Below are 25,659 nucleotides of genomic sequence, written 5' to 3'. Positions count from 1 at the left end.
GTTGAATTATTACATATCGCCACAGGTGAGTAGTTGATTGCTCAAAACCATAAGGTATTTTTTACCTTGTACGTTAACTAATTATCCGATAATTAGATTTGTACGAGCATTCATTAATAACAAAGCAAAATAACTAGTAACCAAAATTTGTATCAACCGATGGACGACTGGACATTTGTACGGAAGGAAATCTATCTTAAGAAATTAGTCAATGAAGGTTTTAAAATTTGGAGGAAGTTCAGTTTCCAATTCAGAGAATTGTAAGCGTGTTCAGGAAATAATTAAACGGAATTATGCCAATGGTAAGCAAGTTGTAGTTGTTTCGGCTTTTGGTGGAGTTACCGATGAGCTGGAGCGATGTATCAACTTGGCCAGTAAAAGGAGTAAAGAGTACGAAAAATCGCTTTTGCAGGTAAAGGAAAGGCATTTTCAAGTAATTAAAGAGCTTAATTTATCTGCAGAAGTTGAAGTAGGAGCGTCAAATAAATTTGATGAAATAGCGGAATTACTTCAAGGGGTGTATCTTTTAGAGGAAATTTCTGAGAAAGTAAAAAATGCTGTGATGGGGGCGGGAGAGTTATTATCAGCGCTTATTTTTTCGGATTACCTAAAACAGTGTGGAATGCAAACTGTCCTTTTTGATTCAAGGGAGTATATCAAAACACAGAATGGAAAGGGAATATTTCTAAATGTCGAACAAACCAATAAGAATCTGAAAGCAGTAAAAGAGGTAGACTTTCAGGTTGCTGTATTTCCTGGTTTCATAGCTTCTGGTCAAAAAGGAGAAATGACATTGCTCGGAAGAGGTGGATCGGATTACACAGCTTCTATTTTAGCCGCAGGATTAAATTGTAGCGAATTGGAAATTTGGACCGATGTAAGTGGCATGTTTACTGCCGACCCTAGATTAGTATCGCAGGCATTGCCAATCGAGCAAATGTCTTTTCAAGAGGCAATGGAATTGTCTCACTTTGGTGCAAAAGTGATTTATCCTCCAACATTAATTCCAGTTTTACAGAACAAAATTGATGTTCGTATTAAAAATACATTTGCACCCGACGAAAAGGGAACTTTAATCACTACTAGCCCTAAAAGCGAACGTTCTATCGTTCGAGGACTTTCTTCTATAAATAATATTAATTTATTTACTCTTTCGGGTAGCGGAATGGTTGGAATCAGTGGATTTGCATCACGTTTCTTTACTTGTTTAGCGCAAAATAAAATTAATGTAGTTCTAATCACTCAGGCTTCATCGGAGCAGAGTATGAGTGTTGGAATTAATGAAGATGATAGGGAATTAGCCATAGAGGCAGTTCGTTCGGAGTTCGAAATGGAAATTGGAATGAATTTAGTGAATGAACCGGCAGTAGAGCAAAATTTATCTATTGTAGCCGTTGTAGGTGAAGATATGGGATATACTCCTGGTATTTCTGGAAAAGTATTCAGTGTACTTGGTAAAAATGGTGTAAATATACGTGCCATGGCACAAGGAGGGAATGAATTAAATATCACCTTCATGGTTCCCACTTTTGATGTGAAAAAAGTATTAAATGTTATTCATGAAGACTTTTTTATTTCAACCTATAAAAAAGTGAACCTATACATTGCTGGAGTTGGTAATGTAGGAGGAAAACTTTTAGAGTTTATTAAAAACCAGTACGACTACCTGCTAGAAGAGAAAGGTTTGCAACTAATTGTTCGTGCTGTGACTAATAGCCGAAAAATGTACTTCGCTAAAGATGAAAATATGCTTCAAGATTGGAAGCAGAAATTAGAGAAAGAATCGGAAGTAGCTAATTTGCAGGAATTTGTGAAGCGAATGGATCAGGCAAACTTGAGAAATTCAGTATTTGTAGATATTACTGCAAGTGAGGTAGTTAGTAAGGTGTATCAGCAAGTTTTAAATGCTACGGTTTCAATTGTAGCTTGTAATAAAATTGCGGCATCTTCTGATTTCGATAATTACATGAGAATTAAAGCTGCTGCAAAAAAGCATAATGTTGAATTCATGTTCGAGAGTAATGTGGGAGCTGGTTTGCCAGTAATTAGCACAATTAACAGCTTAATTCATACCGGCGATAAAATTGTAGGTATTGATGCCGTTGTTTCTGGAAGTTTAAATTTCATTATGAATGAATTTAATAATGGAAAATCATTTGTAGAAGCCGTAAAAATGGCAATGGAGCAAGGATTTACCGAGCCAGATCCTAAAATCGACCTAAGCGGAATGGATGTGTTAAGAAAGCTTTTGATATTATCTCGTGAGGCTGGTTATAAGTTAGAGGTGAATGATGTTGAACATGAACCTATGATTCCATTATCTTGTTTGAATGGAGAAACAGCTGCCGATTTAATTCGTGATCTGGAAGCTCATAATGATTATTTTGAGGGATGGAGAACTGTGATGGAGGAAAAAAATATCAGATACCGTTATATTGCTTCATTCGAAAATGGCAAGGCCAAAGTGGGACTTAAAGAGGTGACACCCGATCATTCATTTTATGATATTCACGGTAAAGACAATGTGATTTCTTTAAAAACGAAGTGGTACAACGATCAGCCATTAATTATTAAAGGAGCCGGAGCTGGAGCAGAAGTAACCGCTTCAGGAATTTTTGGCGATATCATTAGAATTACCAGTAATTAATCACCTACAAAGAAAATAGTATAACATGTCAGATAGTGTAAAAGTTTTTGCCCCAGGTAGCGTTTCTAACGTTGGCTGTGGGTTCGATATATTAGGATTTGCCATCGATGGAGTGGGCGACGAAATGATTATTTGCAAAAATGATCAGCATAAAATAAGTATACAAGCGGTAAAAGATTACGAGGATTTACCTACCGATCCAAAGAAAAATGTTGCCGGTGTGGCCATTCAGGCTTTGTTGGATGATTTGGGTAGCGATCAGGGGTTTGATGTCGAGATCATTAAAAATATTAAGCCGGGTAGTGGAATTGGATCAAGTGCGGCAAGTGCTGCTGGTGCCGTTGTTGCAGTAAATGAGCTATTGAACAAGCCATACAGTAGAATGCAGTTGGTTGAATTTGCCATGAAAGGCGAGGAGGTTGCTTCTGGTGATGTTCATGCCGATAATGTGGCACCTGCAACTCTAGGTGGTTTCTGTTTGATTCGTGGATATAATCCCTTGGATGTGATTCATATTCAGCCACCTAATGACTTATGGTGTGCGGTAATTCATCCTCAAATTGAAATCAAGACCAAAGAAGCTCGCGAAATATTGTCACCCGAAGTCTCTATGAAAAAAGCGATTCGTCAATGGGGGAATGTGGCTGGTTTAATGGCTGGATTATATACATCTAATTACGATTTAATTGGTCGTTCTTTGGAGGATCATATTGTGGAACCACAAAGAAAGGTGCTGATTCCAGAATTTGATGAATTAAAACTGTCTGTTATGGAAGCTGGAGCATTGGGTTGTAGTATCTCTGGATCGGGACCATCGGTGTTTGCATTAGCGAATGGAAAGGAATCCGCAGATGTTATCGCAGCCGCTATGGATACGGTCTATAAACGTACCGGGTTGGATTACAAAATATACGTATCCAAAGTAAGTGAAGGTGGAGTGAAAATTCTGTAAGTAAAGATAATTAGTAAAGAAATCGAATAGATTTTGATTCAAGAATTAGGAAGAAAGGATATACTTGTGAAATATTTTAGTACAAATAATAAAGAAATGCGTTATAGCTTTAAGGAGGCTGTAATAAAAGGGCTTGCGCCTGATAATGGATTATTTTTTCCAGTTTCGATACCAAACTTGGGCGATGATTTTTTTAAACGCTTACCAACTTTAAGTCTGCCCGAGATAGGGTTCGAAGTGGCCAGGCATTTTGTGGGAGACGATATTTCAGATGCTGATTTACAGAAAATTACGGAAGAAGTACTTAATTTTCCGATACCTGTTGTGCCAATCGAAGAGGGAGTGAATACTTTAGAGCTGTTTCATGGTCCAACCTGCGCATTTAAGGATGTAGGAGCTAGATTCATGTCGCGATGCCTAAGTGCCTTTGCCAAACAGGATCAGGAAGTAGTGACAATTTTAGTTGCCACTTCGGGGGATACCGGAAGTGCGGTGGCGAATGGCTTTTTAGGGGTTGCTGGAGTAAATGTAATTATATTGTATCCTGCGGGTAAGGTGAGTAAGATTCAAGAGCAACAACTAACCACTATGGGACAAAATATTACCGCTCTCGAGGTAGATGGTACTTTTGATGATTGTCAGGCGTTGGTAAAAACAGCTTTTGGCGATAATGATTTAAATGCCAAGTTGAATTTAACTTCAGCAAATTCAATTAATATTGCTCGCTTATTGCCACAAAGTTTCTATTATTTTTATGCTTGGGCTCAATTACAACCAACTACCAAGAAAGTTGTTTTTTCGGTTCCTAGTGGAAATTACGGAAATCTTACCGGAGGATTGCTGGCAAAACAGATGGGTTTACCAATTGATTCATTTATTGCAGCTGCAAATACTAATAAAGTGGTGCCCGACTATTTAAACACTGGAGAATATGAACCCAAAGCATCGGTTCAAACCATTTCAAATGCAATGGATGTTGGAGCACCTAGTAATTTTGCACGTATGATGGAGTTGTATCAGGAAAACCATGCATCTATTATTAAGGACGTAAAAGGAGCTTGGTTTTCGGATGAACAAACACAGGTGGCAATATTGGATGTATATAATAGGAGTAACTATATTCTCGATCCGCATGGAGCCGTTGGATATTTAGGGCTAAAAAAATACTTAAATAAGGAAAATGAAGTAGGCGTTTTCTTAGAAACAGCACATCCAGCAAAATTTAAGGATACCGTTGAAAAAGTGCTTCATACCGAAATTAGTGTGCCTTCCTATCTTCAGGAGTGTTTAGGGAAAGAAAAAAAGAGTATTTTAATAAGTAAGGATTTTTTAGATTTTAAAAGCTTTCTTCTCCTTAAATAGGATGTTGTAGAGCTTACTGTTTCTTATGAAAAGCCTTTTGGTACTAATCATCTCATACTGACACATATCATTATGAGATATGGTTTAAGTGGCATGTAGTGGATTTTAAGAAGTTACATGTTTTACTTTTCACACATTGGTCATTGTGTTGATATGTAGTTATTTAGAAAGTATTGTAATTGTGATTTATGTATAAGTTTTGTTGTTCATAATTAGATATTAGGGCGAGATCTGTTTTATAATTGGTTAAATAAAAAACGACTATGAATAGTGTTATGATTTAATTCACTTTCTGCTTTTATTTGTTTATTGGGAAAAATGTGAAATCCACCTCTTTTATTATGTTGTGATCTTTGAAAGGTTAAAATTCTTATTTTTTCTTTAAGGAAATTTGCAAACCATTAGAAATCCTTTATATTTGTATATGATTCAAATTTAAAGCAATTTTTAACCCTAAAATTTTATAAAGTTATGAACAAAGCTCAATTAATTGATGCAATTGCAAGCAAAGCTGGTTTGACTAAAGCTGATTCTAAAAAAGCACTAGATGCTTTCATTGAAACTACTACTGAAGCATTAAAAGGTGATGATAGAGTAGCACTTGTAGGATTTGGTTCATTTTCTGTTTCTAAGCGTGATGCTAGAACTGGTAGAAATCCTCAAACTGGTAAGCCAATCAATATTCCAGCTAAAAAAGTGATCAAATTCAAAGCTGGTTCTGAGTTAGGAGACTCTGTACAATAGATAATTGTAATCAAAAGATGTTAGAGGGGGTGTATTAATAATACCTCCTTTTTTTTGTTTCAAATTTTTCACGCATGGAGAAGAAGTTATTACAAAAGGCTATTCATTTTTTGGAAGGTTTTAGTAGTGAAAAGCGGATTGACTTACTCAATAAAAATATTGAAAACAGAACCAGATATATTACCCTTGTTCTAGAAGATATTTTTCAAGCTCAAAATGCAAGTGCAGTAATTCGTTCCTGCGATTGTTTTGGTGTTCAAGATTTGCATGTCATTGAAAACTATAATGAATACCATATTAATCCTGATGTTGTAATGGGAGCAACGAAGTGGATGGATTTGTATCGATACAATAAGGAGAAAAGAAATACTTTAAGCACAATTTCAAAATTAAAAGAGCAGGGATATAGGATTGTTGCTACAAGTCCTCATGCAAATGATATTCTTTTGCCCGATTTTGATTTGAAAAAAGGAAAGGCGGCTTTTTTCTTTGGAACAGAACTTACCGGATTATCGGATGAAGTGATGAATAATGCCGATGAATTTGTGAAAATTCCAATGTATGGCTTCACCGAAAGTTTTAATATTTCAGTTTCAGCAGCCATTGTTTTAAATCATTTGGCAACCGAACTTCGACGATCAGCTATTGACTGGCAATTGTCTGAAAATGAAAAGCTAAAGTTGAAATTAGATTGGTTGGTAAGATCAGTAAGATCAGGAGATGAATTGCTCGAAAAATTTATCGCAAACAATCAATAGGAGAGGGGATTGGAAATAATTAGATTAAGTTAAATTTTCAACGCCAGAATATTTTAGTCAAATATTTCGGAAATGGTAAAAAGATTGTTATTTTTGATGAAAACTACCTTGGAATAGATAAATACGATTTATTTGCCTATTTTCAATAAAATTAACTACCACTATATGAACTGTGTTGTAATTGACGATGATAAACTTTCGAGAAAAGTAGTTGAAAGTTATATTGAAAGAACAGATTTTTTATCATTTGGAGCTTCCTACCCAAGTGCAATCGAAGCCATAAATAATATCAAAAAAAACGAACCTGTTGATTTGATATTTTTAGATATTGAAATGCCTGAAATGAGTGGCATGGAATTTTTGAATAGCTTAAGTACCACTCCTCAAATTATTATTATCTCATCAAAAGAGCAGTATGCTTTAGAAGCTTTCGAGTACGATGTTACCGATTATCTTTTAAAACCTATTAGTTATAGTCGGTTTTTTAAAGCGGTTAGCAAAGCAAATCGTCGCTATAAAAACAGCGAAAGTTTTATGCAGGATAAAAATGAGATTTTCATAAAAAGTAATTCGGCATTGGTTCGTTTGAATTACGATGATATTTTATGGATTGAAGCTCTGGAGAATTATGTGGTGGTAAATTCCTATCATGAAAAATACACCATACATTTTACTATGAAGGCAATTGAAGAAAAGATGCCGGCTACTCGTTTTTCTCGAATTCATCGTTCCTATATCGTTAATTTGAGTAAAATTGGTGTTATTGAGGATAATTCGGTTGTAATTGAAACCGAAGGCGGTCAAAAAGCAATTCCAATCGGAAAATCTTATCGCGATAAATTATTAGGAGATATTAATTTAATGACACGATAGTTTTTTTATAGCAGGATTTTTATTGAATTTTGTATTTTAATAAAAATCTTGTTTATGATTACGAATCGACAATTATTTCTGCAGCACATAGCTACAACCTCCGATTTTCCTATTGCATTGGAAATTGAGAGGGCAGAAGGTATATATATGTACAGCCCGGACGGAAAGCCATATTTGGATCTCGTATCGGGCGTTTCTGTTAGTAACCTTGGGCATGGTCACCCAAAAGTGAAACAAGCCATAAAAGATCAGGTAGATAAATACATGCATTTAATGGTGTATGGTGAGTTTATCGAAACACCTCAAGTTCAATTTGCCAAGCTATTAACCGATCAACTTCCAGAGCGTCTAAATTCTGTTTATTTTGTAAATTCGGGTAGCGAAGCCAACGAGGGAGCGTTAAAATTAGCCAAAAGATATACGGGTAGAACGGAGATTATCACCTTTAAAAATGCTTATCACGGAAGTACACATGGTGCATTAAGTGTATTGGGTGACGAAGAGATGAAAAATGCTTTTCGACCATTACTACCAGATATTCGAATGATAGAATTTGGGAATATTTTGGATTTGGATCAAATCTCGGATAAAACCGCTTGTGTAATATTAGAGCCAATACAATCTGAAGGAGGTATGATAATTCCATCAAAAGAGTTTATTCATACTTTACGTGCACGATGTACCGAAAAAGGAGCTTTACTAATTTTTGATGAAGTTCAAATGGGATTTGGCAGAACCGGCAAACTTTTTGCTTTCGAACATTTTAATGTGGTTCCGGATATTCTTTGTTTAGCGAAGGCAATGGGAGGAGGAATGCCAATTGGGGCATTTGTGTCCGATAAAAAAATACTTGACACGTTTAAGAGCAATCCAATGTTAGGGCACATAACAACTTTTGGAGGACATCCGGTTTGTTGTGCTGCAGCCAAAGCTGCATTGGAGGTGCTTTTGGAAGAAAACATAGTTGCCGATGTGCAACGAAAAGGAGAGCTTTTTGTGCAATTATTAAAAGATCATCCGATGGTGAAAGGATTTCGTCAATTGGGGCTTTTTATTGCTGTAATTGTGGAATCGCAGGAGTTAATGCTTAAAATTATGAAGGAAGCCTATGAGCTTGGAGTTGTGATGGATCCTTTCCTTTTTTGTGCAGGAGCATTTCGAATTGCACCTCCTTTAAATATTACCGATGAGGAAATTCATCATGCATCCAATTTGCTGATTCAGGCTATGAATAAAGTCAAAGTTTAAACATCCACGAAAGTGGGCCCGTAACGAAAGAAAACTAAAAAAAAATTGATGAGAAAATTGCTGGTTTTATTTGTTTTTGTGCTTACCAATTTGAATTTGTTTTCTCAGCCTAATGTTGTAGAAAAGGAACAGGAAATTAAAGCGAAGTTTGAAAATCTGGTTCAAGCGAAAATGGATTCGTTAAAACTTAGTATCTGTAAAGAGATTGAAAAATTATTTACGGATGTATTGACTGACGAGATGAGTTTTGATTATTCGTTTTCAGAATTATCTAAAATGGGAAAGTTGACTTCTACAGATCAGAAATTTCGAATTTTTAATTGGAATTGTGTGCTGAGTGATGGAACGTATCGATATTTTGGCTTGTTGCAAATCAAACAAAAAGATACCATTCAATTAGAAGTTTTAACAGATTCCGCTGTTGCGACAGACATGTTTCATCAGTACAAAACGGAAGATTGGCCAGGAGGCTTGTACTATCAAATTATACCGTTTAAAAGGAAAGGAACAAGTTCTTATCTTTTATTGGGGTGGGATGGAAATAATTTTCAGACCAATAAGAAGGTGATTGAAGTGCTTACAATTGATGATAATGGGAATATTTCATTTGGTGCACCTGTTATTTTTTGGAAGGGAAAAATGCTGAATAGGGTTGTTTTTGAATATGCCAAACAGGCCAGAATGACTATTCAGTACAATGAAAAAGAGGAACAAATTATATTTGATCATTTGGCACCATCCTTACCAAAGTATCAGAATCAATTTGAATACTACGGACCCGATTTTTCTTACGATGCATTGGAGTATCAGAAAGGAAAATGGGTGTTGATAGAAAATATTGATGTAAGAAATATGCGAGTAAAAAAGTGAATGCTTATCAATTTAAATGCCTTTTTTTTGATTTTAAATATCCTGATAAAGGAATAAACAGATTTGTTTACAATAGAATTAATAGATAGTGACTTATGAGTGAGACATTTCAATATCAAACCGAACAGTTTGCTGATATAAAAATATTAAGATACCAGGTTCCCGGATTTTCGGAGTTAAGTTTAAGTCAAAAAGAATTGATTTACTATTTGGCGGAAGCTGCACGTTGTGGTCGCGATATTCTGTTCGATCAAAACAATAAAAATAACCTAAGTATTCGTCGTACTTTAGAAGCTATCGCAAAATCGTACGATGGTGATCGCGAATCTGAAGGATTCAAAAACTTTTTGGTGTATGCAAAAAGAGTCTGGTTTTCGAATGGAATTCATCATCATTATTCGATGGATAAGTTTATGCCAGAGTTTTCCGAAGAGTATTTTGGGGAATTGTTGAGCAATACAAATTACGAATTGTTACCGTTGTTGGAAGGAGAAGATGTAATTGGTTTGTTAACAAGACTGGTTCCTGTGCTGTTCGATGAAGCGGTAGATGCAAAAAGAGTGGTATTGAATCCTGAATTGGATTTAATAAAAGATTCTGCGAATAATTATTACGAGGGCGTTACTGAGAAAGAAGTAGAGGGATTTTACGCTAAAATGGAAAAGGGAGATCCTGAACGGCCAATATCTGTGGGATTGAATTCCAAGTTGGTGAAGGAAAATGGGAAACTGATTGAAAAAACATGGAAAGTAGGAGGAATGTATTCTGCTGCAATTGAACAGATTGTGTTTTGGTTAGAAAAAGCGATTCCTGTTGCAGATAGTGAGTTACAAAAAGAATCATTGATAAAATTAGTGGCGTTTTATAAGACTGGTGATTTAAAAACGTTTGATGACTATTCTATTTTATGGGTGAAAGATTTAGATGCTCATGTAGATGTGGTAAATGGTTTTATAGAAGTTTATGGCGATGCTTTAGCTATTAAAGCTAGTTGGGAATCCATGGTAAATTTTAAAGATAGAGAAGCAACAAAACGTGCGGTGATTATTTCCGATAATGCACAATGGTTCGAGGATAATTCTCCTGTTGATGAGCGATTTAAGAAAAAAGAGGTGAAAGGAGTGAGTGCAAAGGTAATTACGGTTGCTATGTTGGGAGGCGATTGCCATCCGGCAACGCCTATTGGAGTTAATTTGCCAAATGCAGAATGGATTCGTAAAGAGCATGGAAGTAAGTCCGTAACCATCGATAATATAACCCACGCCTACCATCAATCTTCCTTAAAAGGTGGAATGATTGAAGAATTTGCTTACAGCAAAGAAGAAGTGGAACGGGCCAAAGAGCATGGATATTTAGGAGGTAATTTACATACTGATTTACACGAATGTTTAGGGCATGGATCGGGACAATTATTGCCGGGAGTTGGGATGGATGCTTTAAAAAATTACCATTCGACCTTGGAAGAGGCTCGTGCCGATTTATTTGCATTGTACTACATGATGGATCCTAAAATGGTAGAATTAGGATTAATGCCAAGCTTGGAGGTTGCTAAGGCAGAATACGATGGATATATTCGTAATGGATTAATTACTCAACTAACTAGAATTGAGTTGGGAAAAGATATTGAGGAATCGCACATGAGAAATCGCCAGTTAATTGCGAAGTGGGTGTACAAAAAAGGCCAAGCAGAGCAGGTAATTAAGCAAGTTCATGAAAATGGCAAAAGTTATTTTGTGGTAGATGATTATCAGAAGCTTAGGTTATTGTTTGGTGAGTTGTTGAAGGAAGTGCAACGGATAAAATCGGAAGGAGATTTTAAAGCAGGAAAACTATTGGTGGAAGATTATGCTGTTAAAGTAGATGCAAAATTGCATGCAGAAGTAAAGGCACGATTTGAAAAACTGAATTTGGCCGCTTATGCAGGTTTTATTAATCCAGATTACCAACCGGTTTACGAAGGAGATAAAATGGTAGATGTACGCATTACCTATCCAATGGATTTTATGGAGCAGATGCTTGAGTATGGAGAGAGATATTCTTTTCTACCAACAATTAATTAACACCGATTGTTGTTTCGTAATGAAGCATAAATTTGCAAGCTCATTTACGATCCAACTCAACATACATCGGCATTATACCAGTCAAGACTAACGTCCATTTGGTATAAGATATAGGAGATGATTTTTCATCTCCTTTTTTCATCTTGAAAATGTGCGGGTTTGTCGAATAAGCATTATCGGTTTTCTTGCTTAAACGATCTTTTGTTAATTTTAAGCACAACCTAAATCAGACAAAAAATGATAAAAAGAATTACCCTATTTGCTGGCCTTGGATTAGTCTGTCTCAGTGCTTTTGCACAGGATATGAATTATACCAAACAGTTGGTCGAAAAATTAAGTTCTAAAGAATTTCACGGACGTGGTTATGTGAATAAAGGCGATAGTATTGCGGCTGTATATTTATCGGAAGAGATGAAGAGCATTGGATTAGAAAGCTTTTCGGATAATTATTATCAGCCGTATACCACTTCGATTAATACTTATCCCGAAAATCCTAAATTAATTTTGGATGGGAAAGAGTTAGTGGCTGCAAGTGAATACATCGTGAATCCAAATGCAAAATCGTGTGCAGGAGAGTCCCAATTAACATGGATTACAAAGGAAGTTTTAACCAATTCTCGTGTATTGGGCGATTTTATGAAGAAAGATCATTCCAATTCGTTTTTGGCAATCGATTCAACAGGATTAAATAATAAGGATTTGTATAATTTCGCTCAAAGCATGTTAAAAAAGAATGTGTTCGATGCAAAAGGCATTGTGCTGATTGATGGGAAATTAAAATTTTCTGCACGAACCAAAACAGTTGATTATACAACTTTCATGGTAAAGTCGGATGTGATTTCGGCTGATGCAAAGAAGATTACTTACGATATAAAAAGCGAATTTATTGAAGACTATCAAACGCAGAATTTAATTGGTTATTTGCCGGGAAAATCGGATACCTGTATTGTTTTTTCGGCACATTACGATCATTTAGGACATTTTGGGGATAATATGTATCCAGGAGCAAACGACAATGCCAGCGGTGTAGCCATGGTTTTGAATTTGGCAAAACATTTTAAATCTTTAAAAAAGAAACCTAACTACACACTGGTATTTGCCTTGTTTAGTGGAGAAGAAGCGGGATTGTTAGGTTCTAAGCATTATGCAGGAAATCCAATGATTGGCTTAGATAAAACCAAAATCAATCTTAATTTTGACATGGTGGCAACTGGTTCGGAAGGGATATATGTTATTAATGGGAAAATGGTTCCTAGTGAAATGGCGAAATTTGATGCCATTAATAAAGAAAAAGAATACGTGTTTAAAATGTTTGGAACAGGAGAATCCTCTTCTTCCGATCATGCTTCCTTTCACGAGAAAGGGGTAAAAGCAGTTTTCTTTTACACGCATGGCGATAACTCAGATTATCATGAAACAACCGATACTGCCGATAAATTACCCTACACACAGTTCGAAGGGATTTTTAAATTGGTGAGAGACTATACAGAAATGAAATAATTAGACTATTTATGAAACCTGACAGGTTATTTTGGTGTTGTACTTTAACCTGTCAGGTTTGCGTTTTTGTATTGTTTTTACAAATTAAACTTCAATTTAATTCCAGTATCTCGGTGATTCTTTCCATCGAAACTCCAGAATACTTCTACATCTAACAAAAGAAATATTTGCGATAAGCCATAACCAACTTCCCAATAATTTTGTTTGTCGGCATGAGTCAGGTAATTGGCAAATAACTTTTCCTGAATTACCAATGAGTTATTCAATATTGGTAATCGTTTTAGCAGAAACCGATCCGATGAGTATTGTACGTGTGCTTCCAAATAATCCTCAGTTGTTGAGTGTTGGTAGTAATCTAATAATCGGAAAGTATCCCATTTACTGCCGAGCATTATGCTTGGTTTGCTGGTGTTAAAATGACGATAATCAGCAAAGAAAGTCTGCTTGTTCGATAAGTAACTACCAGCTTTCACATTGTATTCGATTCGATCGTTAAAGCCAATATCAAAAGCTTGTTTTACCGAGCCTTCCAGCAAGGAATAGTCGGTTTCCGAATCGAGAACATCTTTAATTCCTTGTTTGTATAGCAAACCGAAAATTGGTTGGGAATGGTAATTCACCATATTTTTAACCCCTTTTTTTACAGTATATCTATGGCGAGGAGTGTATTCCAATTCGGCAATAAAAGTGAACGCTTTGTTGTCTCGAATCAATTCAGGATTTACTCCTGCTGGCATATTGGGCGTGTAGGCATTCTCTTTCGGACCCGTGATATAGAATTTATTGGTATTGTAAAGCTGTTTTCTATTGGCGTACTCCAATTCGGTGTAGAGGTTTAATCCATTTGCCAAATCGTATTCGTGCCAAATACTCACATAGTTTTTGTCGTACAATTTTAAATGATTGTCTTTATAGTATAATGAAGTCATTGCATTCAGCATCGGATTGATTCCCGAGTCTTCATTAAAATCGACAGCTTTACTTCCAGCCTCAAAAGCAATCCAAGCTCTTTTCATTCCATTGTAACGGTAGCTGCTTCCAATCGAAAAATCTAAATGTTCTCTCGAGAAAGCGTAGCTTGGGGTGGATCTTAATTCGAAATAATGTCCTAAAGTATCTTTTTTTGAATAAAGGAAAGGAGCATCGAAGGTAAAGCCCTGAACGGTGTTGTAGGAAATTTTATCGAAGGCAAGAAGACCTGGAACAGAAAGGCTAGCATTTTCTTCTTTGTACTGATACGTTTTGCCAAACAAAACATGTTTCATTTTAAATTTCCGATTTGCGATACGCACCGAATCTTTGTATTCGGGAGTATTACGAACAATTTCGATCGAATCTTTTTTCGTAAAACTTATTTTTTCATCTTCCGATAAGGGGATGGGTCTCATTTGCGTCCAGTATAATGAATCTTTGTCTTTGGCATCTTTGGCAATTTTCAGCTTTTCGATTTTTATTTCCAAAGGTTCTTTCACTTTCTCTACTCGCTTATCCTGATTTTCTTTTTCCATCAATCGGTATAGCTTTCGCATGTCCGAATTGTCCATGTCGTCTTTTTCGAGAAGATTTTGAATTTCATCCTTCCGTTTTTTCTCTTTAACAGATAGTATTTCAGATTCTTTCTGATTTGTAAGATCATTAACACTTTCAGCCTCTTGTTTTCGAGCAAGTTCTTGTTGCTTTAAATAATCATGATCTAAATTGGGGTTTAAAACGATTTTATAATCTTTAATCGAAGCCACATAAACCATATTCATGCCAAAGCCCATGCCTTTAAAATTCACATCGAAATCGAAACTTACCGGCATCCAAACACTTTCGCTTACCGGAGCATATAGTTGATGCATGTGCACATCGGTCATTGGTAAGGAGAGTTTTAAATCTGCAGAATGAATGTTCCAGAAATTTTCGGCAATATTCAGAAAGCCACGAAACAAATCTTTCCCTTTACGTTTGGGAATTACCTTAATTCGGTTAATCATTCTGTCCTGATCCTCAAAAACCGATTCCAACTCAAATTTGTAAACCGAAAATGCTGTTTTATCTAAAGGGGAGATGAATCCATCCTGCTTGGTATCGTATAAGTTGGCGGTAATAAATTGCATTGGGTTGGTGTCTTCACCTAAGCCCGATGAACGAACTGATATTACTTCCTCCTCAATTTTATCGGGCAATTCGAAGTGGATTTTTGATATGTTTTCGGTTACAAAAGTCTTGCCTTCTGTAATATCTTGTTCTGCTAATTTCTTTTTAAAAAGTCGAGGAACGCTGGTAATCTTTCCCGATCCTTTTAAGTACACAGTATTGTCGTACTCGCTAACCTGTTTGGTATAATAATCGCCCATAGCGATTGCTTTTCGCATTACGTAATAGGCAGGATCTTCGCCACTGGCTAACACTTTAACTTCCTTTAGTTGATAGGTTTGAGATGCAAGAGCAACATTCAATTCCACATCTTTGTCGTGGATGTTCACCTTTACTTCTTTGGTTTTAAAACCCAAATACCGGTATTGAAGTTCCCATTCTCCTTTTGGCAGTTCTAATTGATACTTGCCATCTATATTTGAGGTGGTTCCGGTGGCAAGCGCCTTTATATAAATGTTGGCAAAGGGAATTGCGTTTCCATCGGTATCGGATATTGTACCCGTAAGTTGTTGAGAATATCCTGAAAAAGATAAAAGGCAAAAAAATAAAAGGAGTAAATTTTTTGTCATGATTTGGGTTTTACTTGTAATTTTTATGTGACGGCTTCGTTTTTATTTTTGTTACACTTATACTTTTTATTTCAGTATTTGTAAACAATTATTAGCGGCTCTATTTAGTAGTAATGCATTTTTTAGGAATATGGTTGCCTGTCATAAGTTTTAAATTGATTGATTAGAAAAAGATATAGTGTTATTTAAGTATTGAATAGAAATAGAACAATATATTTTATAATAGTAAATGTGAATTTAGATAAAAAATGGATGACGAATAAAAGGTAGACTATTATTTATGTTTTTTTAACGGCTTATTATTAAAATGTAAGTAGTTAAATATCAAAATAAAAACCAGTTCGTAAAAGGTAGTTTTTGGTTCTAATTCAGAACTTTCTCCCAAGTTATTTTTCGATAGGATCGGAAATTGAGATAGACTAAAGTTAGCAGTATTGGGATGGCTATAAGAACACTGTACGGAAGGAAACTTAATCCGTAATGAATACCGCCGATTACTGCTATTGACAGCAATAATAAAATTCCTTTTACAAAATTTCCACCTATATCTTGAGTTTCTCTTTCGGCAGTGAAAGGCAATTGTGGTTGTTGCCAGGATTGTATTAATGAAGTGAGCAAAATGATGCACAAAGCGCTGTAAATTAAATCGTCGAGTATGGAATATCCCCAAATAAACAGGCAAATTATGGCGATGACAATATGAACCGGCAGGTAATATTTCACCATGCCCGATTTAAAGGAACCTCTCAAAATAGTTCCTGGCAGTGCCAATGGCAAAGCGCGGTAAAACCACGAGGATTTTGCCTGATCGCTGTAGCAAAGATTTTGGGTGACTGCAAAACTTAGGAAAATAGGCATGTAAATAAAGAATAGATATTTTTTACTGGCAGCCAATGCTTCTAAACTGAATGTTTCGTTCGATTTTAAGAGAAACATGAGGATGAAAATAAAAATGTATCCGAAAGCAGGGTAGACCGTTTGTTTAAATTTTCGTTCGCGACCACTCATCAACCATACCATTTTAAATACCGTAGCTTCTTCGCTATTTTTAGTGAAAAGAGTAGCTAATTGGTCAATAAAATTAGTTTTATTCTTAGTTTCAACTTTCGATTTTACTTTTTTGTTACTTGCTGTGTCTAATTGCGATAAAGCTTTGTTAAATTTTGGCGCCAGAACTTTGATAACAAAGAATAGACTGATGAGTGGAACAAAAAGAGCCAATAGGAAAAAGATAAGGGAGGTTAATGTGTAATTGGTGCTGATGTAAGCATCGATACCAGCACTCATCCATACGGGCGGAATAAGATAGGAATACCACTCTATATTCATGTGAATATTGCTAAGATCATACATCTCCATCATTCGTGGCACTAATTGGTATGCTCCCATAAAAAGGATGGCCATGACTATCTGAAAATAGACAATGATATCTTTTAATTTTTGACCATTCACCACATTCATTAATCCCAAATAGAAAATATTGGTTAAAAACAAGGTAAAAAGAGCACTAAGTACAAGGAGCAATATTAAAAGGAGGCTAGCCACAAAACCATGACTAATTAGCGTGCTTACAAGCATAACCAAAGATAAAGAGAAGCTGAGGTGAAGCATGTAAAAAGCAATGTGCAATATTTTTGCCAGAACCAAGGTGCGGCTGTTTATGGGGCGAGGCATTAATATATTATTGTCTCTGGTATCCATTAAAATAGTTGTAAATTCCGATATCATCAGCATGGCAATCATAATCATGATAAAGGCAAAAAAGATGGTGTAAGTAACCAGAATGCTTTCTATCTTCGAAAGAGAAGCTACTAGTATTCCTCCCAGAAATGCATAAACCAAACTTTGCAGCCAAAGCTGATTGTTCGATTCTGTTTTTTTCTTCGAAAGGGACAAACTTCTTCGATTGTCCATGCGAATTTTAATTGTTAAAATGCTGCACAATTGGTCGAAATCGACTCCCATGGCGCGTATGATTCCCCGAAAAGGGAGTAGGATATAGCCTATCATTTTCTCCCGGTTTTAGTTTTCGAATGCGTTAATAATTTGTTCTGCTTTTGCACTATGTCCGGTGGTACCGGTTAGTTCGGTAAAGAGTTTCTCGAGCGATCCGCTATGATCTTTTGCGTTTAGTACCGCAAAACTGCCATCGGCGACTACTTTTCCCTGATCGATGAGGATGATTCGATCGGATATTTTCTCGACTACATCCATAATGTGAGAGCTATAGAAAATAGTTTTTCCTTCTTTCGCTAGTTGAGTAAGTATCTCTTTTACAATAATTACCGAATTGGCATCTAATCCTGACAAGGGTTCATCCATAAAAATGATTTTAGGGTTGTGAATAAGCCCCGAGATAATTAGGATTTTTTGTCGCATACCTTTCGAGAAGGAGTTGAGGCGTTCATCGGCATGATCTTTCATATCGAATAAATCGAGTAATTTCTCAATTTTTGTTGGGATAGTATTTGGATTTATTTGGTGCAATTCTCCTACAAACTGAAGATATTCTCGAGGCGTTAGAGTATCGTAAAGTGCGGCATTTTCGGGAATGTAGCCAATGTGTTTTTTTATTTCGGTTGCATCTTTTCGTAAATCGAAGCCTAAAATTTCCACATCTCCTTCGAAATCGGGCAACAATCCGCACAAAATTTTTACGGTAGTCGATTTTCCAGCTCCATTGGGCCCGATGTAGCCAATAATTTGTCCTGGTTTTATTTCTAGGTCAATGCCTTTTAGCACTTTATTTTCGATTCTGCCATTTTGGTAGCTTTTCTCTAGATTACGAATAGAGATAATTGCAGGTAATTTTTCCAGCATAAGATATTGGTTTCGTTTTGTGTGACATAAAATTAGAGATTCAAATGATTTAAGTCAACTTTTAGTAGGGTTATTGTTAAGCTTTTCGACTTAAGGCATAAAATGATAGAGTAAATGTTGTTTTTACACGTTTTATTGCGCTAAACTGACAGTATCCGGTATTTATTTCTTATTTACTGTCTAATTGACAGAAAAAATCACTTGGCATAGGCTTTGATTATTCCCCTCCGAAAAATTGTAATTCAAAATTTAAAAACGATATAACTATGTCAACAGGAAAAATTGGTGTTACCAGTAACGATCTGTTTCCAATCATTAAGAAGTTTTTGTATTCAGATCACGATATCTTTTTACGTGAAATTGTTTCCAATGCAGTCGATGCGACTCAAAAATTGAAAACTTTGGCTTCGACCGGTGAATTTACGGGAGAAGTTGGTGATTTAAGAGTTTCAGTAAATATCGATAAGGAAGCCAAGACGATTACTATTTCGGATAAAGGAATTGGTATGACTCAGGAAGAGATTGAAAAATACATCAACCAGATTGCTTTTTCGGGAGCGGAAGAGTTCATGGATAAATATAAAGATCAGGCGAATGCTATTATTGGTCATTTCGGATTGGGTTTTTATTCATCGTTTATGGTATCCGATAAGGTGGATATTATTACACTTTCGCACAAAGAGGGTGCTGAAGCAGTAAAATGGAGCTGTGAAGGAAATCCGGAATTTACTTTGGAGAAGGCTGAAAAAACAGAAAGAGGAACCGATATCGTAATGCACATTTCGGAAGAGGAAAAAGGTTTTTTGGAAGAAAGTCGTATTCAGGAATTGTTGAACAAATATTGTAAGTTTTTACCTATCGAAATTGCTTTTGGAAAGAAAAAGGATTGGAAAGATGGTAAGGAAGAAATTACGGATGAAGACAACATTATTAACGATACAAATCCGGCTTGGACGAAGAAACCAGCAGATTTAAAGGACGAGGATTACAACGATTTTTATCGTCAGTTGTATCCAATGGGCGAGGATCCTTTGTTTCACATTCACCTGAATGTTGATTATCCTTTTAACCTGACAGGAGTATTGTACTTCCCAAAAATTAAGAATAGTGTTGAAATTCAAAAAAATAAAATTCAATTGTACTGCAATCAGGTATTTGTTACCGATTCGGTAGAAGGAATTGTTCCTGAATTTTTAACACTTTTGCATGGGGTAATCGATTCTCCGGATATTCCATTGAACGTTTCTCGTTCGTACCTGCAAAGTGATGGCAATGTGAAGAAAATTGCGAATCATATTTCTAAAAAAGTTGCGGATAGCTTATTCGAAATTTTTAAGAGTGACCGTGCCGACTTCGAGAAAAAATGGGATGATTTGCGCATGTTCGTTCAGTATGGAATGCTAACAGAAGAGAAATTCTACGATCGTTCTAAAAAATTCATGCTATTTAAAAATACCGAAGGAAAGTATTTTACCTTAGAAGAATATGAGGCGATTATTAAAGAAAATCAAACCGATAAGGAAAGCAATATCATTACTTTATATGCTACAGATGTAGATGCTCAATATACTTATATTGAAGCTGCAAAAGCAAAAGGATATGATGTTTTGGTAATGGATAGCCAGTTAGATAATCACCTGATTAATCATTTGGAGCAAAAAACACCAACTACAAAATATGTTCGTGTTGATTCTGATATTATTGACAAATTGATTCAGAAGGATGAGGTGAAAGCATCGAAGCTTTCCGAGGCTCAAAGAAATGACTTGATTCCTGTTTTCAATGCTCATTTACCTTCGGGAAAAGTAAATTATATTGTTGCTTTTGAAGCATTAGGAGAAGAGGCTCAACCATTACTAATTACGCAATCGGAATTTATGCGTCGTATGAAAGATATGGCTGCTATGAATGCTGGAATGGGATTTTATGGTGAAATGCCTGATTCTTACAATTTGGTAGTGAATTCCGATCATGCTTTAATTGCAACTATCCTTGCCGATAAAGATGCTAAAATGGGTGGGAAACTTGCTGAGGTTTCGGCAAAATTAACTCCAATTTTAGAGGAGAGAGCACAATTGGATGCTTTGAAAAAGGACAAGAAAGAAGACGAAGTTCCTCAGGAGGAAAAAGATAAAATGGCCGAGGTTCAAAAGCATATCTCAGAAGTAAATGCTGAAAAAGAAGCATTGCTAAAAGGATATGGCAAAGACAATCAATTGGTGAAACAATTAATCGACCTTGCATTGCTTGCCAACAATATGCTGAAAGGCGCCGAGTTAGCAAAATTTGTAAAACGAAGTGTGGATATGATTAAGTAATTAGTCGTAAACCTATAAAATTAAACAGCCGGACTATAATCGTTCGGCTGTTTTTTTGTTTTAGCAAATGCCGGTGAAAGGCCAGCGCTTGCTGCTTGCAATGGTTTGAAGAAAGGAGCGTGAAGCTATTAATCAACTTGGCGGTAAGAAAAAGAGTAGGAGAACAATTATTTGTTTTTTGTAATTGGTAAAGCGGACTTGATTGTGGGGCGAGCTCGAAAAACAACTCAGAAAATGGCTTTGATCGCGGGTCAAGCTCGAAAAACAACTTAAAAAACGACTACGCAAGTGGTGAAGGTCGTTTTAGAAGTTAAAAAATGGACTTGATCGTGGGTCGAGGTCAAAAAATAATTTTAAAATGTATCTGATCGTGGGTTTGATCCAAAAAACAATTAAAAAATGAGACTGACCGTGGGTCAAGCACAAAAAATAATTTTGAAAACGACCGCGCAAGTGGTGAAGGTCGTTTTAGGTCTTAATTTAATGACATTCGGAAAGCATGACTTTTTTGCGTCGGAATGGTAATAAAGTAAATACCACTTAACCACAAAGGTGACGAAGGACGGTACGAAGAACACAATGATTTTTATCTGAAAAAAAATATAAAGGACCAAATCTGTCTTCTTTTAATGAATAGGCCATGTTGGTCTCAATAATTTCATTTGTAGAGTAGTATGAAGTAGTTGGTAAGAAATATCGAAGATTATTTTGGAAGTTGAAATCTATTTTGCAATTTTGCCAAATAGAAAAATGCTTAAGATGTAAAATCATCGAAAAGCCGAAATGAAAATCGAAGAAATGAAAAAACTACAGTGTAAAGGTACAATTGGGTTTACCGCAGATGGCATAAACGGATGGAGTTATGCTAGATTTAAAGCAATCAGCACTTAAAAAGTAGGGATTATGAACAATGACATAGAAAAGGAATTTTTAGAACAGGCTGAGGTTTTTAAAGCTTTAGCACATCCAACTCGCTTATTTATAATTCATGCAGTGAAAGATAAAAAGCTGTCGGTAAAAGAGTTAACGGAGTTGGTTGGTGTTGACATATCCACAATGTCGAAGCATCTTGATATTCTTAAAAAGAACAAAATAATTAAAGGAGAAAAAGTAAAAAACTTTATTTATTACCGCTTAATGATTCCTTGCGTTCTTGAATTTATGCATTGTGCTAACAAAGTAATTAACAAGAAATAGAAGTTTTACATGATTACGTAGAATTTTTTGTGCTCAAGAAGTTGGCTATTACGCCAATTTACAAATTAGATAGAGATGAAAAGACGAAATGCTATCAAGCTGGTAGCAGGTACTATTGCTGCAGGAGCGGCAGGTGTTACAATACTGACCCAAGCATTTAAACCGGAAAAAGGTCCGGCAATTTCACCCAAAAAAGTAGAAGCCAATACTGCCGAAACAGAATGGAATTATACAATTTTAGATCCTGCAACAACAGCAGCTCACGCATACGAAAATTTCAATATTGGGAGCTGTATGTATGGGGTTTTTAGTAGTATAATTGCTCAGTTGGGTGAGAAAATAGGAGCTCCTTATACATCCTTTCCTGTTCATATGATGAAATACGGACATGGCGGTATTGGAGGAACAGGAACAATTTGTGGATCTTTAAATGGAGCTACGGCCATTTTTGGATTACTAATTGACGACAAAAAAATAAGGGATATTCTTACATCTGAAATTCTTTGCTGGTACGAAATGAATCCCTTTCCGACATTTAAACCTGTTGAGCCAACTTTTGATTTTACACCAAATACCTCCATTTCAGAATCGGTACTTTGTCATGCTTCTGCCGCTAAATGGGTTAAAAAAACAGGGTACAGAATAGACAGTAAAGAACGCGTAGAACGCTGTCGTCGCTTAACTGCTGATGTTACTGCTCACACGGTTGAAATGCTTAATTCTTATTTCGATAATACTTTTGTAACCCATTATCAGAATAATGAAACCGTAAATGAATGCATGGCATGTCATGGAGGACATGGTAAATTAGGAAATTCTACAGGAAAAATGAATTGTACATCATGTCACGATAAGACCGTTGGACACAGTTTGTTTGGTGATGTTCATTACCAGATGATGGATAAAAAGTAAAAAGGACTAGAAACAAGAATGAAATCAGAATTCTATTGTAAAGTCTGTTTAATAAGTTATATATGAACGATTTAGAAAAAGTGATCGGTGAAATGGATTTCCAATATTTTGGAAATGGAGAACACAAAATGGAAGTAGAACAATTCCTTTCTGCTGAAAATACAGTTTTTTTAGATGTAAGAGCAAAGGAAGAACAGGAAACGGTAAAGTTAACTTTGTCGCATCATTGTAAAGTTATAGAGATACCAACCAATGAAATTCCAACAAGAATAAATGAAATACCTAAAGACAAAACGATTGGTATTTTCTGTTCAGCGGGTGTGCGGGCAACGATCATTTTTGTTTACTTAAAAAGTAAAGGGTATAAGGATGTAAAAATTATTCTTGGTGGTTACCCTCCATTGATGGCTGCTGTAATGCCTGGAAAATTATATAAAACACTTAATAAATAAAACATGAACGTTTGGATATTAGCTGTCGTTATCATGTTAATTGCCTTTTTAATGACCATGACAGGACGAGGAGGTGGAAATTTTTATGTGCTTGCCTTGGTACTATCTGGTGTTGGAATGAATATTTCTGCTTCAACAGGACAATTTATTTTGATGTGTTCCTCTCTCATGGCAACGATTCTTTTTAGCAAGCAAAAAATGAATCATTGGAAGTTAATTATTCTGTTGGGAATACTGATTTTTGTTTCGGCCTTAAGTGGAGGATTTTTAGGTCAATATTTTAACGAAAAGTGGCTGAAGGGAATATTTGCAGTGGTGATGTTTTTTGCAGCTTTGTTGATGTTGCGAAAACCAAAACAACAAATTAAAAGCGATCGTAAATGGGTTATCTCATTACAATCAAATGGGGAAGAATATCAAGTAAACCTTTTGGTAACTGTTCCTATAGTGCTATTAACTGGGTTTATTTCTGGTATGGTTGGAGTTTCGGGCGGTTCTTTTTTAGTTCCTCTAATGCTTCTTACAATGAATATTCCAATGCACATTGCTGTTGGTACATCCACTACTTTAGTTACCGTTTCGGCTGCTGCCGGATTTTTTGGACATCTTGGAGCAGGAATTTTTCTTCCTCATTTAGCTATTCCTCTTGCTATAGGAGGTTTGATAGGTGGATTTTTAGGGGCTAAAATGGCTTTGAAATCAAAACCTAAGAATTTAAAATACTTATTTGCAGGAACTCAATTGGTTGCGTCTGTAATAATGATTATAAATGTTTTTCAATAACTCTAATACTAAGAGATTTGTGGAAAGTAGCAGGAGAAGTATTTTTCTTTTGTTGCTTTCTTTTTTTTATGCTCTTAGTGCGAATGCTCAACAGGACAGTTTAAAAGAGAAAAACTATTCGTTAGAATTTCAATTATTCGCAAATACCACTTTTAACAATGAAACATCGCACCAGTTAAAATCCGATTCTGAAATTAAAAGAACATTGATTGTATATCAGCAACAGCTATTAAAAAATTTTACTGTTTGCTTGGCGGGAGATACATATGTAAAAGAGAATAATAGAACCTACAATAGGACTCCCTATTTAAAAAGAGCTTATTTACAATATCACAATCAAAATTTATCTATTTTGACTGGTCTGCTTGTTTCAGAACAGTTTAAGTATCAGCGTAAAATGTGGCAGTTAAGATATGTCAGCAAAACATTCCAAAATAAATTTAACTATGGCAAAAATCGAAATGTTGGGGTCTTGCTTAAGCATAAATTGAGTAATCGATTTTCATACGATGTTGCGATTTCTTCGGGATACTATACGCCTATAGATGATTCTTCCAAAAAGTATCAATTAATGGCAGGGCAAACATTCACTACAAATTTTTGTTCGTTCAGACTGTTTAATCTGATTTCTTTACAGGATCATTTTGAGCATACGCTTGCTTTTTTTATTAGCAAAAAATTAAGAACGAGTAGTTTAGGTTTAGAAGTGGCGAGAAAAAACAGCAATAATGAAATTGCAGACGAAGATCAATTTGGTTTTTCAATTTTTGGAAATTGTATTTTATATAAAAATTGGATGTGTTTTGCGCGTTACGATATGAATAAAGAATCTGTGGAGCCAAAACCAAATACGATTATTTGGGCAGGACTTCAATATTCATTTAAGAAACACCTTAAGGCTTCTTTATTCTATAAAAGTAAGGACTATGAAAGCAATTGTTATGGTTTAGGAATTTTTATCCATTAATTTAAAGTTCAGTTTTTTGTTGCAGATCCACTTCTGTAAATTTACGTCCACTTAAGCATAGGTTCACAAGCATCGTCTTGAACTCTTTATCATACTTCCGTTTTACTTTTCTTAACGTAAAGATAAGGGCTTAATTTAATGTCCAGCCAAATGTATCTATTCCAATGGGAAACCACTGGGTTAGCTATAGGAAATGGACTAAGTGATATTTCTTCTTCCTTTTTATCGCCATAAGCCATTCGCTCGTAAACCCATTTTCCATATTTATAAATTAGGTATCCTCCAAAAATAACTGGTGAGCTCATAAGGGCACCATTTACAAATTTAGCATTTGGTTATAGTTCCCTCGTTTTTACCTAAAGTCTTTACCAGATGATAAAGCGAATGAATTCCCTTATGCATATCTACTGGTTCGCGAAAAAAATAAAAACGTGTCGTGGCCGTAAAATTGAAAATCATAGTACATCCTTTTTATGTGAATTTTA

General features: G+C 35.6%; 20 protein-coding genes. 16 read left to right on the top strand and 4 right to left on the bottom strand.

The window, feature by feature from the left end; genetic code table 11:
* Window positions 1-211: 211 nt before the first annotated feature.
* The 10 genes from thrA to BZG02_RS09755 all read left to right on the top strand — a co-directional run bounded on the left by thrA (window position 212) and on the right by BZG02_RS09755 (window position 13,014).
* Entirely contained in the window at window positions 212-2,647 is a 2,436-nt protein-coding gene (gene thrA / locus BZG02_RS09800) for a bifunctional aspartate kinase/homoserine dehydrogenase I (RefSeq protein WP_101261257.1), read from the top strand.
* Window positions 2,648-2,672: 25 nt separating this feature from the next.
* Window positions 2,673-3,599 carry a homoserine kinase gene (locus BZG02_RS09795; protein WP_101261256.1) on the top strand — a complete coding sequence of 309 codons (927 nt, stop codon included), beginning with the start codon at window positions 2,673-2,675 and terminating at the stop codon, window positions 3,597-3,599.
* 66 nt (window positions 3,600-3,665) lie between these two features.
* Complete coding sequence (gene thrC, locus BZG02_RS09790) at window positions 3,666-4,961, top strand: threonine synthase (RefSeq protein WP_101261446.1); 1,296 nt, start codon at window positions 3,666-3,668, stop codon at window positions 4,959-4,961.
* A gap of 471 nt (window positions 4,962-5,432) precedes the next feature.
* Window positions 5,433-5,705, top strand: a complete 273-nt coding sequence (locus BZG02_RS09785) for an HU family DNA-binding protein (RefSeq protein ID WP_101261255.1) — start codon at window positions 5,433-5,435, stop codon at window positions 5,703-5,705.
* A 74-nt stretch (window positions 5,706-5,779) separates the two neighbouring features.
* Complete coding sequence (locus BZG02_RS09780) at window positions 5,780-6,463, top strand: TrmH family RNA methyltransferase (protein WP_101261254.1); 684 nt, start codon at window positions 5,780-5,782, stop codon at window positions 6,461-6,463.
* Window positions 6,464-6,628: 165 nt separating this feature from the next.
* Entirely contained in the window at window positions 6,629-7,336 is a 708-nt protein-coding gene (locus BZG02_RS09775; RefSeq protein ID WP_101261253.1) for a LytR/AlgR family response regulator transcription factor, read from the top strand.
* Window positions 7,337-7,390: 54 nt separating this feature from the next.
* Window positions 7,391-8,584, top strand: a complete 1,194-nt coding sequence (locus BZG02_RS09770; protein ID WP_245868076.1) for an aspartate aminotransferase family protein — start codon at window positions 7,391-7,393, stop codon at window positions 8,582-8,584.
* Window positions 8,585-8,632: 48 nt separating this feature from the next.
* Window positions 8,633-9,454: a hypothetical protein gene (locus BZG02_RS09765; protein WP_101261252.1), complete on the top strand. Its 822-nt coding sequence runs from the start codon at window positions 8,633-8,635 to the stop codon at window positions 9,452-9,454.
* Window positions 9,455-9,549: 95 nt separating this feature from the next.
* Window positions 9,550-11,514, top strand: a complete 1,965-nt coding sequence (locus BZG02_RS09760; RefSeq protein ID WP_101261251.1) for a dipeptidyl-peptidase 3 family protein — start codon at window positions 9,550-9,552, stop codon at window positions 11,512-11,514.
* A 237-nt stretch (window positions 11,515-11,751) separates the two neighbouring features.
* Entirely contained in the window at window positions 11,752-13,014 is a 1,263-nt protein-coding gene (locus BZG02_RS09755; RefSeq protein WP_101261250.1) for a M28 family metallopeptidase, read from the top strand.
* A 77-nt stretch (window positions 13,015-13,091) separates the two neighbouring features.
* On the opposite strand, the gene BZG02_RS09750 is transcribed toward BZG02_RS09755, so the two are convergent.
* The 3 genes from BZG02_RS09750 to BZG02_RS09740 all read right to left on the bottom strand — a co-directional run bounded on the left by BZG02_RS09750 (window position 13,092) and on the right by BZG02_RS09740 (window position 18,545).
* Window positions 13,092-15,725 (bottom strand): DUF5686 and carboxypeptidase regulatory-like domain-containing protein, encoded by a 2,634-nt coding sequence (locus tag BZG02_RS09750; protein ID WP_101261249.1) that lies wholly within the window; start codon window positions 15,723-15,725, stop codon window positions 13,092-13,094.
* A 363-nt stretch (window positions 15,726-16,088) separates the two neighbouring features.
* Window positions 16,089-17,735 (bottom strand): hypothetical protein, encoded by a 1,647-nt coding sequence (locus BZG02_RS09745; RefSeq protein ID WP_101261248.1) that lies wholly within the window; start codon window positions 17,733-17,735, stop codon window positions 16,089-16,091.
* Between the two features lie 12 nt (window positions 17,736-17,747).
* Complete coding sequence (locus BZG02_RS09740) at window positions 17,748-18,545, bottom strand: ABC transporter ATP-binding protein (protein ID WP_101261247.1); 798 nt, start codon at window positions 18,543-18,545, stop codon at window positions 17,748-17,750.
* A gap of 266 nt (window positions 18,546-18,811) precedes the next feature.
* On the opposite strand from BZG02_RS09740, the gene htpG reads away from it, so the two are divergent.
* The 6 genes from htpG to BZG02_RS09710 all read left to right on the top strand — a co-directional run bounded on the left by htpG (window position 18,812) and on the right by BZG02_RS09710 (window position 25,174).
* The gene (gene htpG, locus BZG02_RS09735) at window positions 18,812-20,863 is read left to right on the top strand and encodes a molecular chaperone HtpG (RefSeq protein WP_101261246.1); all 2,052 of its coding nucleotides are present in this window, start codon (window positions 18,812-18,814) and stop codon (window positions 20,861-20,863) included.
* Window positions 20,864-21,766: 903 nt separating this feature from the next.
* Complete coding sequence (locus BZG02_RS09730) at window positions 21,767-22,060, top strand: ArsR/SmtB family transcription factor (protein WP_101261245.1); 294 nt, start codon at window positions 21,767-21,769, stop codon at window positions 22,058-22,060.
* A 75-nt stretch (window positions 22,061-22,135) separates the two neighbouring features.
* On the top strand, window positions 22,136-22,972 hold the full coding sequence (locus BZG02_RS09725) for a C-GCAxxG-C-C family (seleno)protein (protein ID WP_101261244.1): 837 nt from the start codon (window positions 22,136-22,138) through the stop codon (window positions 22,970-22,972).
* Between the two features lie 62 nt (window positions 22,973-23,034).
* Window positions 23,035-23,424 (top strand): rhodanese-like domain-containing protein, encoded by a 390-nt coding sequence (locus BZG02_RS09720; protein ID WP_101261243.1) that lies wholly within the window; start codon window positions 23,035-23,037, stop codon window positions 23,422-23,424.
* A gap of 3 nt (window positions 23,425-23,427) precedes the next feature.
* Entirely contained in the window at window positions 23,428-24,207 is a 780-nt protein-coding gene (locus BZG02_RS09715; RefSeq protein ID WP_101261242.1) for a sulfite exporter TauE/SafE family protein, read from the top strand.
* A gap of 205 nt (window positions 24,208-24,412) precedes the next feature.
* A complete protein-coding gene (locus tag BZG02_RS09710) occupies window positions 24,413-25,174 on the top strand; it encodes a hypothetical protein (RefSeq protein WP_143470446.1) in 762 nt (253 codons plus the stop codon).
* Between the two features lie 89 nt (window positions 25,175-25,263).
* Here BZG02_RS09710 and BZG02_RS09705 read toward each other — a convergent pair whose 3' ends face one another.
* Entirely contained in the window at window positions 25,264-25,479 is a 216-nt protein-coding gene (locus BZG02_RS09705; protein WP_101261240.1) for a hypothetical protein, read from the bottom strand.
* Between the last annotated feature and the right edge of the window lie 180 nt (window positions 25,480-25,659).

This window comes from Labilibaculum filiforme, from assembly GCF_002843315.1.
GTDB classification, from domain to species: Bacteria; Bacteroidota; Bacteroidia; order Bacteroidales; family Marinifilaceae; genus Labilibaculum; species Labilibaculum filiforme.
Note: the sequence above shows the minus strand (reverse complement) of the source record. Positions and strands in the feature narration are given on the sequence as shown.